Genomic DNA, 14,394 nt, shown 5'->3' with positions numbered 1-14,394 from the left:
GCGGTCAGAGTCCGACGTTCTGGAACAGGATCGCGAAGACGGCGTCCGCGAGAATGACGATGGTGATCGACGTCACCACGGACGTCGTCGTGCCTTCGCCGAGACTCTGCGAATTCGCCTTGATGCGAAAGCCGAAGTGACACGCGGCGAGCGCGATCAGCATGCCGAACACGACGCCCTTGCCGAGCCCGATCCACAGGTTCGCGATCGGCACGACCGACGGCAGCGAGCGAATGAAGAAGTTCATGTCGATGGACAGCACGAGCTTCGCCGCGAGCGCGCCGCCCGTCAGCGCGATGATGTTGGTCCACATGACGAGCAGCGGCATTGCGATGCCGAGCGCGATCACGCGCGGCAGCACGAGGCGCAGGCTATGCGGAATGCCCATGACCTGCATCGCGTCGAGTTCTTCGGTGACGCGCATCACGCCGATCTGCGCGGTGATCGCCGAACCCGAGCGGCCCGCGACGAGAATCGCGGAAAGCACCGGCCCGAGCTCGCGGATCACGGAAAGCCCGAGAATATTGACGATGTACTGGTTCGCCCCGAACGCCTGCAACTGCTGCGCGGACAAGTAGCTCAACACGATGCCGATCAGGAACGCGACGAGCGCGGTGATCGCGAGCGCCTGTGCGCCGGCGCTGTAGATGTTCGCGGAGATTTCCGTCCACGGAATGCGCTGCGGGCGCCGCACCAGCCCGATGAGATCGAGCACGAAGGCGCCGAACATCGCGAGGCCGCCGTACAGGTGATCGAAGAAACCGAAGATGAGCTGGCCGAGCCGCGTGACCGGATCGACGCGATCGACGGCTTCGGGTTCCTCGCGTTCGGCGTCGAGCAGCGCGACGCGCTCGAAGATTTCGCGCTGCGTGTCGGACAGCGCGATGGTCGCGGGCATCTTGCGTCCCCACACGCGCCAGAGCGCCTGGCCGCCGACGTGATCGAGCCGCTCGACGGAAAGCAGATCCCACTGGCTGATCGCCTCGCGCCCGATGGCGCGCAGACGCCGCGTGACGCCGCTCTTCGCGCGATCGCGAGCGAGCGCGAGCGCGGTCCACTGGCCCGATAGCCGGACCACCTTGCCCTGCAGACCGGCTTCCACTCTTAGGCGCGGCGGCGTGTCGAAGTCCAAGGATCGATGGCGCGATGAGACGCGGTTAAAGGGGAGAGGACATTGTAGCGAAGAGTGTCGGGGGGACGCGGGGATGGTGGCAGGCGGGTTTCGGCTGGAAGGCGCAAGGATCGGAATTTCCGTGTTGCGGTGCACTTGAGTCGCTGAGCCATCATGGTTTCGACAACTCTGGTGCAACCGCAATGGACAAACGACTCGATCCGCTTATTTCCGAACTCGGATTCGCTCGAAGAGGCTGAACTGTATGACGCCTGGTTCCGCGCGGAGGTAGAAGCGTCACTTGCGGACCCGGAGCCGTCGATTCCCAACGATCAAGTATTCGCGGAAATGGATGCGCTCGTGGCGGCCAAGCGAAAGGCACGGAATGCTCGTTGATTGGCGGCCGCGCGCACGGAGACAACTCAGGGAAATCTACGAATACATTGAAGAGCGTGATCCGCAAGCGGCCGACAATCTACTTTCGATGAACAGGGAAGCAGTCCGGACGTTAGCGGATGTTCCATACATCGATCGTCACGGGGGGGTGTCGAATACCAGAGAGATGGTGGTTCATCCGAATTACCTGGTGGTTTACCGTGTGACGCACCGCGTCACTGTACTCGACTCGCTGCATGCACGGCGGCGGTATCCAAGCGACAAGACGCGCTGAAGCGGAGTTTCACGGGCTTCGAACACGCATCCCACGGCTACAATACCCGCCATGACCCCCTCTCCTTTCGCCCCCTTCGCCCCCGACGCGCCCTGGCGCATCGACCGCTCGCGGCTTGCGACGCTTGCCGAGCGGCCCGCTCGCGACTGGACCATCGACATCGTCGACGAAACGGGCTCCACCAACGCCGACGTTTTGGAGCAGTTGCGCGCCTCGCGACGCGACGGCACGCCTGCACCCGTCGTCCGCGTCGCGTACTCGCAATCCGCCGGTCGCGGGCGGCGCGGGCGCGCGTGGCTCGCCGAACCGGGCAATGCGCTGCTGATGTCGGTCGGCTGCGTGCTGCGGCGGCCGATCGAAGGGCTGTCGGGTCTGAGTCTCGCCATCGGCACCGCCGTCCTCGATGCGCTCGCGCGTCTGCCGCTCACGCCATCCGCGCGTCCTGCGCTGAAATGGCCGAACGACGTCCTGCTCGACGACGGCAAGCTCGCCGGGATTCTCATCGAAACCGCGTGGAACACGCCTGACGCGACCGCGGTCGTGATCGGCATCGGCATGAATCTGCACGGCGCGGAACAACTCGCCGCGCAGGTCGACGAAGCCAACCGGCTCGCCGCGCAATCCGCGCCCGGCGCCGCGCCGGCAGCGCTCGCGCGGGCATGGCCCGACGCCAATCTCACCGACACTCTCGCCGCGCTCCTCAACGCGCTCGACGCAGCGCTGCCGCGCTTCGAAGCCGAGGGCTTCAGGCCGTTCCGCCAGCGCTGGCTCGACGCGCACGCGTGGGCCGGACGTGAAGTCGCGCTGATCGACCAGGGCATGGAAGTGACGCGCGGCATCGCATCGGGCGTCGACGAGGGCGGCCAGTTGCTGATCGACGCGCCCGAAGGCCCGCGCGCCGTCACGACCGGCGAACTCACGCTGCGCCTTGCGAAGGAACGTCCGTGAACGCGTCGGGAACCGAGGCGCCGTATCTGCTCATCGATGCGGGTAACAGCCGCATCAAATGGTCGCTCGTCGATGAAGCCGGCGCGTCGCTCGCGAACGGCGCATTCGAGCACGCGCATCACTCGACCGTCGCCGACGACGCCGCGCTCGACGATTGGTCCGAACTTCCCGCGCCGGCGAGCGCGTGGATTTCGAACGTCGCGGGCATGCCGGTACAGAACCGCATCCAGCGCCTGCTCGACGCGCGCTGGCCGACGCTGCCGCGCACCGTGGTCCGCGCGCGCGCCGAGCAGTGCGGCGTGATCAACACCTATGCCGATCCGGCCCGACTCGGCAGCGACCGCTGGGCCGGCATGATCGCAGCGCGCGCGGCGTATCCGGGCGAGCATCTGCTGGTCGCGACCTTCGGCACGGCGACGACGCTCGAAGCACTGCGCCCCGACGGCGTGTTCACCGGCGGCCTCATCGCGCCCGGCTGGTCGCTGATGATGGAATCGCTCGGCAGCCATACGGCGCAATTGCCGACGCTCGACGCGGCATCGGCGCGTGAGGCGCTGAGTCAGACGCGCAGTCTTTTCGCCACCGACACCGCCGCCGCGCTATCCGCCGGATGCCTGCTCGCGCAGGCGAGCCTGATTGAGCGTGCGTGGCGCGACCTCAAGGCCGACTGGCGCGCCGACGTCCGGCTCGTGCTGGGCGGCGGCGCGGCAAATGAAATCGCGGGCGCGCTCGACGTGCCGCACACCCGACACGATTCCCTCGTGCTGTCCGGCCTCGCGCTCATCGCGCGCGACGCGACGGCGCGCCACTCATCCTGACTTTTCTGATTTGATTGACGGACGGAGCCCAAGAATGCTGCGCTGGCTGATCGCCCTTCTGATTCTCGCCAACTTGCTGATGTTCGCGGTCATGCGCGGCATGTTCGGCCCGCTTCCCGCGGCCGGCGTGCGCGAACCGCATCACTTATTGCAGCAGGTTCATCCCGAGGCGCTCGCGACGCGCCCGCTGAGTCCCGAAGAAGCGTTCGATCAGCCGCGCGTCGGCGGACCGGCGCCTGCCGCCAACGTGCAGACCGCGCCGCTCGGGCAGTGATCGCGCGCGTGCGAATCAGCTCTGCGCGCGGACTTTCTTGAGGAGCGCGGTCGTCGATCGATCGTGCTCGAACGCGATGGCGAGCGCCTTGCCGCCCCAGCCGCGCACGAGTGCCGATTCGGCCAGCTTGTCCATGTCGTAGTCGCCGCCCTTCACGAGCACGTCGGGGTGCACGGCTTCGATCAATTGCAGCGGCGTCGTTTCCTCGAACTTCACGACCCAGTCGACGCTCTCCAGCGCGGCGAGCAGCGCCATGCGGTCATCTTCCCGATTGATCGGGCGATCGTCGCCCTTGCCTAGCGTGCGTACCGACGCATCGCTGTTCACGCCGACGATGAGCGTCGCGCCGAGCGCTTTGGCATCAGCGAGATAGGTCACGTGGCCGCGATGAAGGATGTCGAAGACGCCGTTGGTGAAAACGACGGGACCGGCGAGCGTCGGACGGCGCGCGGCGAGCACTTCGCGCGTGATGATCTTGCGTTCGAAAATAGCGGGCATGACGGCGCTCGTTGCGATGTGCTGAAAGCGCGCATTGTGCCACGGCGCTTCGCACGGGAAAAATGCAAAACGGCTCGCCGGTGCTGACCGGCGAGCCGTCCGTTCATCGAAGCCGAAACTCAGGCCGGCTGTTCAGCCCCGCCGCCCGGCGCGGCCTGCAGGCGCTGCGTCACTTCCTTGCGATAGCGATTCAGTTCCTGCGCGGTCACGAACGAACGCTCGAACAGAATCGACAGGTTGTGCAGAATGCGCTCGACGACCTTCTTCTCCCAACTGTCGTCGAAGCGGATCTGGTCGTCCAGCCAGCGCTCGAGCCATTCGGGATCGGGCAAACGCGACTGCACGGTGTCGCGCGGGAAGAGCGCCTGATTCACATGCAGGTTGGTCGGATGCAGCGGCTTTTCCGTACGGCGCGCGGACGCCATGAGCACGCCGATCTTCGCGAACGCCGCACGCGCGGTGTCGCCGGCGTTGACGAGCGCCTTCTTCATGTAACGCAGATACGCGCCGCCGTGACGGGCTTCGTCGCGCGAAATGGTTTCATAAATGTGCTTGATGACGGGTTCCGTGTGCCACTCGGCCGCGCGGCGATACCAGTGATTCAGGCGGATTTCGCCGCAGAAATGCAGCATCAGCGTTTCGAGCGGCGGCGCCGGATCGAACTCGAAGCGCACCGCGTGCAGCTCTTCTTCGCTCGGCACCATGTCGGGCTTGAAGCGCCGCAGATACTCCATCAGCACCAGCGAATGCTTCTGCTCCTCGAAAAACCACACGCTCATGAACGCGGAGAAATCGCTGTCGTGGTGGTTGTCACGCAGGAACATTTCGGTTGCGGGAAGAGCGGACCATTCGGTGATCGCGTTCATCTTGATGGTTTTGGCCTGCTCGTCGGTGAGCAGGGAAGCATCGAATTTGTCCCAGGGAATGTCCTTCTCCATATCCCAGCGGACGGATTCCAGCGATTTATAAAGTTCCGGATAAAGCATGGTGTTCATAGTCCACCCCTGATGCCACTTATGCGACGTTATATCTGTATTGACTTTCGGCCGGAACGTGCAGACATGCCTTGCACGCGCGCAGCCAAGCTTTCAATTTTACGCGGGATTCGGTCGGCCGAAGACGAAATGCGACAACGAAGCGCGACATTCGGCGCTGCGGCAACGCGTCGCGTCCCGCGTAAACACTGCACTCCCCGTGCAAATGTTGCTGTTGTGCGTCTTGTTCTACCGTGGGTGAGGAGCGAAACCTGTGCCTGAGGTATGTTCAAGTGGCGCCGAACTGCCGCCGGAACCGCGCCGGCCGCGCAGTATGACGTGCGCGCATGACAACGATGCGATGCGCGCTTGATGCGGATTTCCGCGCCAATGCCCGACGTTTCGGGCGTCGTCGATCATAGCACGGTGGATTGACGCCAATCCGCGACGGTCTCATCGATCGGGGTCAACCCCGCGATGTGATGCACGCCGTCGTCGAACTTGCGGCGCAGCGCCGGGCTGCTGCCGCCAACCCAGATGCGGACGTGCGGCGGCAGCAGGTTGCGCAGGTCGGTCAGCCCGTTCGAAATGGACTGCGCCGGCAGCACCGCCGTGAACGACAGCGCGACGATATCGATCTTGTGCACCGACACGGCATCGACGATATCGTGCAGCGGCGTCTGCAATCCCAGTTGCACGCATTCGCACTCGGATAGCGTGAACATCGCCTCGGCCATCAGGATGCCGAGGCCGTGACCTTCGCCGGAAAGCGTCGTGAGCAGCACGCGCGGACGGCCGTTGCGCCCGCGCACGGCATCCGAGAGCGGACGTATCAGCGTGCGCAGCGTCGACTGGATCGCCTCGCTGAACAGATGTTCGTGATAGACCTGCAACGTGCCCGCCGCCCACGCATTGCCGATGCGTGCCGACAGCGGCGCCGCGACATCCAGCACGAAGCGTTCGAGGCCGTCGCGCGTTGCGCGCTTCAGCAGGCCGAAGCGGAAATCGTCATAAGCGCCCGCGCGCAGCAGTGAGATCAGATGGTCGAGCTCGGCGTCCGGCGCGTCCTGGCCGACGCCCGAGCTTTCGGCCAGTTGCTGCAGCGCGTCGATCGATTGCCCGAGCACTTTGCTCGGCCGATGTCCCGCGTCGAGCAATCGCTTCACGAGCCGCAGCTTCGTCACCTGTTCCTGCGGATACAGCCGCTCCCCGCCGGAAGTGCGCATCGGCTGCGGAAATCCATACCGGCGTTCCCAGACACGCAAAGTGTCCTTCGTCAGACCAATCTCCTGAGCGATGGCGCCGATGCCTATGCCGGTCGCGCCCGCCGTTGCGGCGCTTGGCGGCACGGGTTCCGGACGCTCGGGGCCATCGGAGATCGAATCCGAATCGAAATCTTGTTCTGATGAATTTGTCATGGACAGATCGGTTCGAACGAAATATCGCATTCGATGCAGATTGCGTGCCCAACGCCGATGGATGGACAAAGATTCCGCACCGTCAAGCTTTCATCATAGACAAAATCGAAATGTGCGTCGGTGCTGAGATGCGTTTCGGCTACGGAAATGTGCGCGTCGAGGGGAATTGGCGAGCGCGGCGGCGCTATGCGCGCCGCCGGTCGTAGTGAGGGAAGTGAGCGCGCCGGAACGCGCGTAGTCAGCCGGGTTTCTTGCGCGGCGCCGTCTTGCGCGCGGCCGCCTTCTTCGCGGCCGCCGCGTCGGGCCTTTCATCGGCGTCGTTGGCGGGCTGCTCCGCGGCGCTCTCACCAGCGGCGGCCGGCTGCGCGCCCGCGGCGCCCATCGGGTGGAGCGGGCCGCTCATGCCGGGCTGAATCATCGCGAGATGCGCAAGCTGATTGAACTGCGATTGCAGCACGTTCCACCAGCCGGTCGGATCGAAGCCGGGCGGCGGCGCTGAAGTCTGCCCCGAAGCGTCTTCGCCTTCAGCCGATGCCTCGCTCGCGGGCGCGGCGCCCGACGCTTCCTGCTTCGGGGCATCGGTCTTCGCCGCGCCGCCCATCGGCCATCCGGCTGACGCGGCCTTCGCATTCTCCGCCGCCGCGGTGTGCGCGCTCTCGACGGACGTCTGAGCGAACGCGCCGAACGCGCGCAGCGTCGCGAGCGTCGCGCGCTGCACTTCGAGCGCCTGAATCGCCGATTGCAGCATGTTGAGATTGAGCTTCAGCCAGTGCTCGACGGCGCGCATGTCGGTCACGCGCTTGTCGAGTTCTTCGATGTTGGTGAGCGGAGCGAGCATGTCGGACATCATCGAGAGGGAGGGGCCCATGCCCTGCCCGCCGCCGGGCATCGCGGCGGCGAACGGATTCAGGCGCATCAGTTCCCACATCTTGCCCATCATGTCGGCCTGGCCGAATCCGGGAAAACCGGGAATCGTGTAGGGCGGCGTGCCGCCGGCGTTATCGGTCATTCGACTCTCCTTGTTTTCGTGTGAGGTTCGCGCGGTTCAGAACGGCGCGCCGCCCGGGAAATCCGGCGCGCGCCGTTCGCGCAGCGATCGCATGCCTTCGTGCACGTCCGGCCCCGCGAAGCCCATGAATTCGAGCGCGAGCGACGTATCGAAAGTCGGCCCCGCCGAGCGCAGCCAGTTGTTGAGCGCGTACTTGGTCCAGCGAATCGCGGTCTGCGAACCTTGCGCCAGACGGTTCGCCACTTCGATTGCCTTCGGCATGAGTTCGTTCTCGTCGACGGCGAGCGACACCAGCCCGATGCGTTCCGCTTCCTCGCCGCTCACCGGCTCGCACAGCAGCAGATAGTACTTGGCCTTCGCCATGCCGCACAGCAGCGGCCAGACGATCGCCGCGTGATCGCCCGCCGCGACGCCGAGCCGCGTATGCCCATCGATGATGCGCGCCGACTTCGACGCGATCGAAATATCGGCGAGCAAGCCCGCGACCAGCCCCGCGCCGACCGCCGCACCGTGCATCGCGGAGACGATCGGCTTGCCGCAGTTGATCACGTTATAGACGAGATCGCGCGCCTCGCGCCACACGCGCGCGCGCACGTCGAAATCGTTCGCCATCTCTTCGACGAGCCCGAGATCGCCGCCCGCCGAAAAGCCCTTGCCTTCGCCGCGAATGAGCGCGACGCGCGTGTCCGGATCGCGATCGATGTCGCGCCAGATATCCGCGAGCTCGCGATGCATGTTGGCGTCGGCGGTGGACAGGCCGCTCTTGTTCGCCCCCGCGCCGGGCATGACGACTTCGAGCACGCCATGCGGATGGCGGCGCAGTTCGAGCGACTTATAGCCCGAATACATGGATAGATCGCTCATGGTCTCGTCGATTGAAGGTTAGCGCGGCTGATAGACCCACTTGCCGTCGCGGATCTCGACCATCACGCGCGCGCGCTGATCGAGGCCGATGTGATCGTTGGGCGACATGTTGACCTGCCCGTTGGTGTCGGAGAAATTCTTCGTGCCTTCGAGCGCATCGCGCAGCGCAGCGCGAAACGCCGGCGTGCCGGGCGCGCCCGCTTTCATCGCGATAGGCACCGCGCGATTGAGCAGCATGCCCGCGTCCCACGCATAGGAGCCGAACGCCGAGACCGTGCCCGCGCCCTGCTTCGCCTCGTACAGTTTGATGTATTCGAGTGCGAGCCGCTTGGCCGGATGGTCGTCGGGCAACTGCGCGGCGACGAGCACCGGGCTCGCGGGCAGGAACGTGCCGTTGCAATCCGCGCCGCACACGCGCAGGAAGTCGCGGTTGCCGACGCCGTGATTGTGATAGACCTTGCCTTTGAAGCCGCGCTGCGCGAGCGTTTTCGGCGGCAGCGCGGCGGGCGTGCCGGCCGCGCCGACGACCACCGCATCGGGCTTGGCCGCGAGAATCTTCAGGATCTGCCCGGTCACGCTCGGATCGGTGCGATTGAAGCGTTCATTCGCGACCACTTCGATCTTGTGCAGCTGCGCGAACTTCGCGACTTCGGCGTAGAAGGTCTCGCCGAGCGCGTCCGCCTGGCCGATGTACGCAAGCGTCTTCACGCCATGATTGCTCGCATGCGCGATGATCGCGGAGGCCATCATCGCGTCGGTTTGCGGCGTCTTGAAGACCCAGCGGCGCTTGTCGTCGACAGGCTCGATGATCTTCGCCGACGACGCCAGCGAGATCATCGGCGTTTGGCCTTGCGCGACGACATCGATCATCGCGAGCGAGTTCGGCGTGATTGACGAACCGATGATCGCATCGACCTGATCCTCGCTGATGAGCTTCTTCGTGCTTTGCACGGCCTGCGTGGTGTCGGAGGCGTCGTCGAGCACGATGTAGTCGACGGGCTTGCCACCCATTTCCTTCGGCAAGAGCGCGACGGTATCGCGCGCGGGAATGCCGAGCGACGCGGCCGGCCCCGTAAGCGACAGCACGAGACCGATCTTCACGTGCTGCGCCGTCTGCGCGAATGCCGCCGTTGCCACCGTCGCGGCGGTGAGCGCGAATGCCGCGCCCGCCAGAAATTTCCACTTGCCTGCCGCCATCGAAGTCTCCTTTTTTTGATCGTTCTTGTGCTGCCCGAAGAGCAGCCCGGCAAAGTGTAAGGCGAGGCTTGGGCGCGCCGCATCGGGCGAAACCCGTTCAATGCTCCGGTTGCACGACCGCCTGATCGATTGCGCCGAAGATCGACTTGCCTTCTTCGTCGAACATTTCGATCTTCACGCTGTCGCCGAATTTCATGAACTCTGTCTGCGGCGCGCCGTGCTCGATCGTCTCCAGACAGCGCTTCTCGGCGATGCAGCAGTAGCCGCGCTTCGTGTCCTTGTTCGAGATCGTGCCCGAGCCGACGATCGAGCCCGCGCGCAGATTGCGCGTCTTCGCCGCGTGCGCGATGAGCTGGCCGAAGTGGAACACCATGTCGGTGCCGCAGTCCGGCTGGCCGACTTTCCTGCCGTTCCAGTGCACGATCATCGGGCGATGCACGCGCCCTTCGCGCCACGCGTCGCCGAGTTCGTCGGGCGTCACGGCAACCGGCGAGAACGCGGTCGCGGGCTTGCTCTGGAAAAAGCCGAAGCCCTTCGCAAGTTCGGCGGGAATGAGATTGCGCAGCGACACGTCGTTGACGAGCATCAGCAGGCGCACGCTGCGAAGCGCTTCGTCGGGCATCGCGGCCATGTGTACGTCGGACGTGATGACGGCGACTTCCGCTTCGAAGTCGATGCCATACGATTCCGTCGCGCACACGATGTCGTCCGTCGGGCCGATGAAGTCGTCGCTGCCGCCTTGATACATCAGCGGATCGGTCCAGAATTCGGGCGGCATTTCCGCTTTGCGCGCCTTTCGCACGAGCTCGACGTGATTCACGTACGAGGAGCCGTCCGCCCACTGGAACGCGCGCGGCAACGGCGCCATGCAGGCTTTCGGATCGAACGAAAAGCTGTTGCGCGCGCGGCCGGCGTTCAGCGCTTCGTAGACTTCCATGAGTTGCGGCGCGTAAAAGGTCCAGTCGTCGAGCGCGCGTTGCAGCGTCGAGACGATTCCATCGGCGATTGCGGCCGTGCGCAGGTCGCGCGAGACGACGATCAGCTGGCCGTCGCGCGTGCCGTCCTTCAAGGTTGCAAGTTTCATGGAGCAGTGCCGGGTGAGCGTGGTGACGCGGGTGACGTTAAAGGAAATGTATTTTACGATGGTGAATCCGCCGCCGGCACTCGGCCGAACGGCATAGGCCTTTTCGCACATGCAACCCACCTCTCTCACCGACGACGAAGACACCAGCGACGCCGCCGAAGAAAAAACGCGCTCCGGCATTCAGTCGATCGAAGTCGGCTTCCGGCTGCTCGACGTCCTCACCAACGAGCCGCGCGCGATGATGCTGCGCGATCTCGCCCAACGCGCGGGCATGAGCCCGGCAAAGGCGCATCGTTATCTGGTGAGTTTTTTGCGGCTCGGCGTCGCATCGCAGGATCCGGTTTCCGGGCGCTACGAACTCGGCGGTTTCGCGTTGCAAATGGGCCTCGCGCGGCTTGCGCGCGTCGATGGCGTGCGGCTGGCGCGCATCGCGCTCGCGGAACTGCGCGACCGGCTGGATCAGACGGTCGGCATCGCGGTGTGGGGCAATCAGGGGCCGACCGTCGTGCACTGGATGGAATCGAGCCATCCGGCGAAGGCATCGCTCAAGCTGGGCGACGTGATGCCGCTGCTTTCATCCGCGACGGGTCTGCTTTTCGCCGCGTATCTGCCGCGCAGCAAGACGCAGCCGATGCTCGATCGCGAGCTCGCCGCAATGAAGCAGACGATGGCCGATGTCGAGCCGCTTCTCGCCGAGGTGCGCGAGCACGGCGCGGCGCGCGTCGAAGGCATGCTGCTGCCGACGATCCACGCGTTCTGCACGCCGGTCTTCGATTCGACGGGCGAACTCGCGCTCGGTCTCATCGCGCTCGGGCACGAAGGCACGTTCGACACGCGCTGGGGCGGCGAAATCGACTCTGCCTTGCGCGAGTGCGCACGCGGCCTGTCGTACGAATTGGGGCACAAGGCGAGCGAGCGCTGAAAACGTCCGTCGAAGGGCCCAGGAACATCGTTTCCCTCGCGCATGTCTTATGCCTTTCGCCCGATCGTCCGTAACACGCGCTTTTCACGCTTTCCACGATGTCACTGTTTCAATTCCGCCGTCCTCGCCCCGCGTCCGGCGAGCCGCCCGATGCCGCTATCGAATCCGCCGCGCCCCGCCGCTGGGGACGCTGGGTGCTGGCCGTGCTCGTCGTTGCGGGCCTGCATCTGAGCGCGATGCGGTGGATCGAGCACAACCGTCAGCCGGCGAGCGCGCCGCCCGAAACGCCGCCCGTGCAGGTGGAATTGCTGACGCCCAAGCCGATCGCGCCGCCCGCGCCGACGCCGCCCGCGCCGCCGAAACCGGCCGCGTCTCCGGAACCCGTCGCGCCTCCGAAGCCCGCCGCGCCTGCGCCGAAGCCTTCGCCCGCTCCGGTGCTGAGCGCTGCGACGCCAGAGCCCGACGCGCCCGCAGCCGCTTCCGCTCCCGCGCAAATGCCGCAGGCTCAAGCGCCGTCGCTCGCTTCGCAGACCGCGCCGCAATCCAACGCTGCATCGGGCGACAAGTTCAGCGTCCCGCCCACGGGCGATTTACGTTACGACACGCTCGTGAACGGCATGATGAATCAGACCGGCACGATCCACTGGAGCAACGACGGCCAGCATTACGAAATGATCGTCTCGATCCCGCTGCCTTTCGTCGGTCCGTATGTGTATTCGAGCAAAGGCCATATCGACGGCTTCGGCATCGCGCCGGAACAGTATTCGGAACAGCGCGGCCGCCGTGCCGCCGATATCGCCATCTTCAATCGCGAAACGAAGCAGATCGTCTACACGAAAACGCCGCAAAGCCAGCCGCTCGCGGACGGCGCGCAGGACCGCTTCAGCGTCGTCATGCAGTTGGCGAGCCTCGTGCGCGGCGCGCCGGACAAGTACAAGCCGGGCGTCACGCGGCAATTCAGCGTCGCGGATAACGACAGCAACGAAATCTGGCCGATAGAAACCGTCGGCGACGAAACCGTGGAGGCGCGCGGCGGCTTTACGACGGCGCGCCACTTCACGCGCCTGCCGCGCAAGGAAGGCGACCGCCGCAAGCTCGATATCTGGCTCGCGCCGTCGATCGGCTGGCTGCCCGTGCGGATTCTGCAAACCGAGCCGAACGGAATGCAAATCGAACTGCTCTGGGCAGGCAAGCTCGCCGCGCCGCCGGCGGCGGCACAGGATGTCACCTCGGGCACGCAAGCTGCGTCTGATGAATCCGCGCCCGCCATGCCGAGCACGCCCGCCGCGGACAAACCGTAACGGGGCCGTCACACTCCGTCATGTCAGGCACGAGCGCATTCTTTACGGAGCCGATATGCAGTTGACGATCAATCGCATCGATACACGCTATGTTCTCGACAACGAAGGCGGCGGTCCCTGGCTCGTCTTCATCCATCAGCTCGCCGGCGATCTTTCGATCTGGGATCAGATGGCCGGCTACTTCCGCGACGACTTCACCGTGTTGCGCTACGACCTGCGCGGACACGGCGAAACGACCGTGTCGCCGGATTCGTTCACGATCGACGATCTCGCCGACGATCTCGCGCAACTGCTCGACAAACTCGGCGCGCCTTCGGCGCATGTGGTCGGGCTGTCGATAGGCGGCATGGTCGCGCAGAAATTCGCGATCAACCATGCCGACAAAGTGGATTCGCTGACGGTCGTGGGCGCGCCCGCCTTTATTCCCGAGGACGCGCGTCCGACATTCGCGCAACGTGCAGCATCCGTGCGCGAACACGGGACAGCGAGTATCGTGGAAGCCACGCTCGAACGCTGGCTCACGCCGGAGTTCCGCAAGGCGCACCCTGAAGTGACCGAGCCGATCGCGGACACGATCGCGCGCACGCCCGTCGAGGGTTTCGCGCGCGCGGCGGAGGCGATCAGCCGTTTCGATGCGCGAGATAAACTGGCTTCCGTGAAGCAGCGCACGCTCGTCGTCGCGGGTGAAAAGGATGTTGGCACGCCGCATGCTGCTTCAAAGGTTGTCGCAGACACGGTGCCGGGCGCACGCTTCGAATTACTTAACGCCGCGCACCTTGCACCGGTGGAGGAATCGCAGCGCTTCTCCGCTTTATTGGGGAACTTCTTGCGCGGTTCGAGTTGATTCTTCCTGTTTTTGTTGCAAAAGAAAGCCTCGATACAACCGGCATCACGTCGAGGCCACCCCTTGAATTCCAACCCAATCGCTCCAACTACGATTCAGGATTGCCACGGAGCAAACAAGGAATAAGGAGTGTCGCCATGCAAATGATCTACAACAGCCCCAACTATTGCGTCGTCGAATTTCCGCCGCAAGACAACCACCTCGCCATGAAGGCGGGCGGCTACGAGATCGTCGACAAGAACACGCAGCGGGAGATCTTCATCGACGGCGCGCTCGCGGCGAAGTTTCGCGAGCACGTGCAACAGTTGATCGCCGAAGAGCCGTCGCTCGAGGATGTCGATGAATTCCTCGGCCAGTTCGATATCTTGATGAATCAACCCGTCGTGCTTCACTGATGCATGCACGCGCGCGTGCGGCGCCATGCCGCTCGCGCCCGCCGCCGCCCGGACCAGCGGCACAGGC

The 14,394-nt window shown here is 65.0% G+C and carries 17 protein-coding genes; 9 read left to right on the top strand and 8 right to left on the bottom strand.

Features of this window, described 5'->3' with window-relative positions:
• Nucleotides 1-4: 4 nt before the first annotated feature.
• A complete protein-coding gene (locus NCS02_RS01355; protein WP_008351824.1) occupies nucleotides 5-1,132 on the bottom strand; it encodes an MlaE family ABC transporter permease in 1,128 nt (375 codons plus the stop codon).
• A 153-nt stretch (nucleotides 1,133-1,285) separates the two neighbouring features.
• Here NCS02_RS01355 and relB point away from each other — a divergent pair, with 153 nt between their 5' ends.
• The 5 genes from relB to NCS02_RS01330 are packed head-to-tail and all read left to right on the top strand — an operon-like array spanning nucleotide 1,286 to nucleotide 3,821.
• The gene (gene relB / locus NCS02_RS01350) at nucleotides 1,286-1,507 is read left to right on the top strand and encodes a type II toxin-antitoxin system RelB family antitoxin (RefSeq protein ID WP_241814077.1); all 222 of its coding nucleotides are present in this window, start codon (nucleotides 1,286-1,288) and stop codon (nucleotides 1,505-1,507) included.
• Complete coding sequence (locus tag NCS02_RS01345) at nucleotides 1,464-1,781, top strand: type II toxin-antitoxin system RelE/ParE family toxin (RefSeq protein WP_350029151.1); 318 nt, start codon at nucleotides 1,464-1,466, stop codon at nucleotides 1,779-1,781. The genes relB and NCS02_RS01345 overlap by 44 nt, the downstream gene beginning before the upstream one ends.
• Before the next feature lie 51 nt (nucleotides 1,782-1,832).
• A complete protein-coding gene (locus NCS02_RS01340) occupies nucleotides 1,833-2,729 on the top strand; it encodes a biotin--[acetyl-CoA-carboxylase] ligase (protein ID WP_175979745.1) in 897 nt (298 codons plus the stop codon).
• The gene (locus tag NCS02_RS01335; RefSeq protein WP_250522860.1) at nucleotides 2,726-3,547 is read left to right on the top strand and encodes a type III pantothenate kinase; all 822 of its coding nucleotides are present in this window, start codon (nucleotides 2,726-2,728) and stop codon (nucleotides 3,545-3,547) included. The genes NCS02_RS01340 and NCS02_RS01335 overlap by 4 nt, the downstream gene beginning before the upstream one ends.
• Nucleotides 3,548-3,581: 34 nt before the next feature.
• Nucleotides 3,582-3,821 carry a hypothetical protein gene (locus NCS02_RS01330; RefSeq protein WP_008351832.1) on the top strand — a complete coding sequence of 80 codons (240 nt, stop codon included), beginning with the start codon at nucleotides 3,582-3,584 and terminating at the stop codon, nucleotides 3,819-3,821.
• 15 nt (nucleotides 3,822-3,836) lie between these two features.
• Here NCS02_RS01330 and rfaE2 read toward each other — a convergent pair whose 3' ends face one another.
• The 7 genes from rfaE2 to NCS02_RS01295 form a co-directional block, all read right to left on the bottom strand.
• The gene (gene rfaE2, locus NCS02_RS01325) at nucleotides 3,837-4,319 is read right to left on the bottom strand and encodes a D-glycero-beta-D-manno-heptose 1-phosphate adenylyltransferase (RefSeq protein WP_250522859.1); all 483 of its coding nucleotides are present in this window, start codon (nucleotides 4,317-4,319) and stop codon (nucleotides 3,837-3,839) included.
• Nucleotides 4,320-4,438: 119 nt separating this feature from the next.
• Nucleotides 4,439-5,314, bottom strand: a complete 876-nt coding sequence (locus tag NCS02_RS01320) for a ferritin family protein (protein WP_033536551.1) — start codon at nucleotides 5,312-5,314, stop codon at nucleotides 4,439-4,441.
• Nucleotides 5,315-5,709: 395 nt separating this feature from the next.
• Nucleotides 5,710-6,711 (bottom strand): MerR family transcriptional regulator, encoded by a 1,002-nt coding sequence (locus NCS02_RS01315; protein WP_239294312.1) that lies wholly within the window; start codon nucleotides 6,709-6,711, stop codon nucleotides 5,710-5,712.
• A gap of 238 nt (nucleotides 6,712-6,949) precedes the next feature.
• Nucleotides 6,950-7,720: a PhaM family polyhydroxyalkanoate granule multifunctional regulatory protein gene (locus NCS02_RS01310; RefSeq protein ID WP_250456630.1), complete on the bottom strand. Its 771-nt coding sequence runs from the start codon at nucleotides 7,718-7,720 to the stop codon at nucleotides 6,950-6,952.
• Nucleotides 7,721-7,756: 36 nt separating this feature from the next.
• Nucleotides 7,757-8,584, bottom strand: a complete 828-nt coding sequence (locus NCS02_RS01305; RefSeq protein ID WP_250522858.1) for an enoyl-CoA hydratase/isomerase family protein — start codon at nucleotides 8,582-8,584, stop codon at nucleotides 7,757-7,759.
• An 18-nt stretch (nucleotides 8,585-8,602) separates the two neighbouring features.
• Nucleotides 8,603-9,781, bottom strand: a complete 1,179-nt coding sequence (locus NCS02_RS01300) for an ABC transporter substrate-binding protein (protein WP_034470460.1) — start codon at nucleotides 9,779-9,781, stop codon at nucleotides 8,603-8,605.
• A 97-nt stretch (nucleotides 9,782-9,878) separates the two neighbouring features.
• A complete protein-coding gene (locus tag NCS02_RS01295; protein ID WP_175979741.1) occupies nucleotides 9,879-10,865 on the bottom strand; it encodes a fumarylacetoacetate hydrolase family protein in 987 nt (328 codons plus the stop codon).
• Between the two features lie 109 nt (nucleotides 10,866-10,974).
• Between NCS02_RS01295 and NCS02_RS01290 the strand changes: the two genes are divergently transcribed.
• The 4 genes from NCS02_RS01290 (at nucleotide 10,975) to NCS02_RS01275 (ending at nucleotide 14,327) form a co-directional block, all read left to right on the top strand.
• On the top strand, nucleotides 10,975-11,787 hold the full coding sequence (locus NCS02_RS01290) for an IclR family transcriptional regulator (protein ID WP_250481438.1): 813 nt from the start codon (nucleotides 10,975-10,977) through the stop codon (nucleotides 11,785-11,787).
• Between the two features lie 98 nt (nucleotides 11,788-11,885).
• A complete protein-coding gene (locus NCS02_RS01285) occupies nucleotides 11,886-13,088 on the top strand; it encodes a DUF3108 domain-containing protein (protein ID WP_250522857.1) in 1,203 nt (400 codons plus the stop codon).
• 55 nt (nucleotides 13,089-13,143) lie between these two features.
• Nucleotides 13,144-13,932: an alpha/beta fold hydrolase gene (locus tag NCS02_RS01280; RefSeq protein WP_008351848.1), complete on the top strand. Its 789-nt coding sequence runs from the start codon at nucleotides 13,144-13,146 to the stop codon at nucleotides 13,930-13,932.
• A gap of 137 nt (nucleotides 13,933-14,069) precedes the next feature.
• Nucleotides 14,070-14,327, top strand: coding sequence for a BTH_I0359 family protein (locus NCS02_RS01275; RefSeq protein WP_008351849.1), 258 nt, complete (start codon nucleotides 14,070-14,072; stop codon nucleotides 14,325-14,327).
• Nucleotides 14,328-14,394: the final 67 nt, after the last annotated feature.

Origin of the sequence: Caballeronia sp. NCF2 (assembly GCF_023631205.1) — a bacterium.
Taxonomy (GTDB): domain Bacteria; phylum Pseudomonadota; class Gammaproteobacteria; order Burkholderiales; family Burkholderiaceae; genus Caballeronia; species Caballeronia zhejiangensis.
Note: the sequence above shows the minus strand (reverse complement) of the source record. Positions and strands in the feature narration are given on the sequence as shown.

Coding starts and splice junctions, on each gene's coding strand:
- NCS02_RS01315 (WP_239294312.1), bottom strand. CDS start 6,711: ATGACAAATTCATCAGAACAAGATTTCGATTCGGATTCGATCTCCGAT.
- NCS02_RS01300 (WP_034470460.1), bottom strand. CDS start 9,781: ATGGCGGCAGGCAAGTGGAAATTTCTGGCGGGCGCGGCATTCGCGCTC.
- NCS02_RS01280 (WP_008351848.1), top strand. CDS start 13,144: ATGCAGTTGACGATCAATCGCATCGATACACGCTATGTTCTCGACAAC.
- NCS02_RS01320 (WP_033536551.1), bottom strand. CDS start 5,314: ATGAACACCATGCTTTATCCGGAACTTTATAAATCGCTGGAATCCGTC.
- NCS02_RS01305 (WP_250522858.1), bottom strand. CDS start 8,584: ATGAGCGATCTATCCATGTATTCGGGCTATAAGTCGCTCGAACTGCGC.
- NCS02_RS01275 (WP_008351849.1), top strand. CDS start 14,070: ATGCAAATGATCTACAACAGCCCCAACTATTGCGTCGTCGAATTTCCG.
- NCS02_RS01285 (WP_250522857.1), top strand. CDS start 11,886: ATGTCACTGTTTCAATTCCGCCGTCCTCGCCCCGCGTCCGGCGAGCCG.
- rfaE2 (WP_250522859.1), bottom strand. CDS start 4,319: ATGCCCGCTATTTTCGAACGCAAGATCATCACGCGCGAAGTGCTCGCC.
- NCS02_RS01310 (WP_250456630.1), bottom strand. CDS start 7,720: ATGACCGATAACGCCGGCGGCACGCCGCCCTACACGATTCCCGGTTTT.
- NCS02_RS01340 (WP_175979745.1), top strand. CDS start 1,833: ATGACCCCCTCTCCTTTCGCCCCCTTCGCCCCCGACGCGCCCTGGCGC.
- NCS02_RS01290 (WP_250481438.1), top strand. CDS start 10,975: ATGCAACCCACCTCTCTCACCGACGACGAAGACACCAGCGACGCCGCC.
- NCS02_RS01330 (WP_008351832.1), top strand. CDS start 3,582: ATGCTGCGCTGGCTGATCGCCCTTCTGATTCTCGCCAACTTGCTGATG.
- relB (WP_241814077.1), top strand. CDS start 1,286: ATGGTTTCGACAACTCTGGTGCAACCGCAATGGACAAACGACTCGATC.
- NCS02_RS01345 (WP_350029151.1), top strand. CDS start 1,464: ATGCGCTCGTGGCGGCCAAGCGAAAGGCACGGAATGCTCGTTGATTGG.
- NCS02_RS01295 (WP_175979741.1), bottom strand. CDS start 10,865: ATGAAACTTGCAACCTTGAAGGACGGCACGCGCGACGGCCAGCTGATC.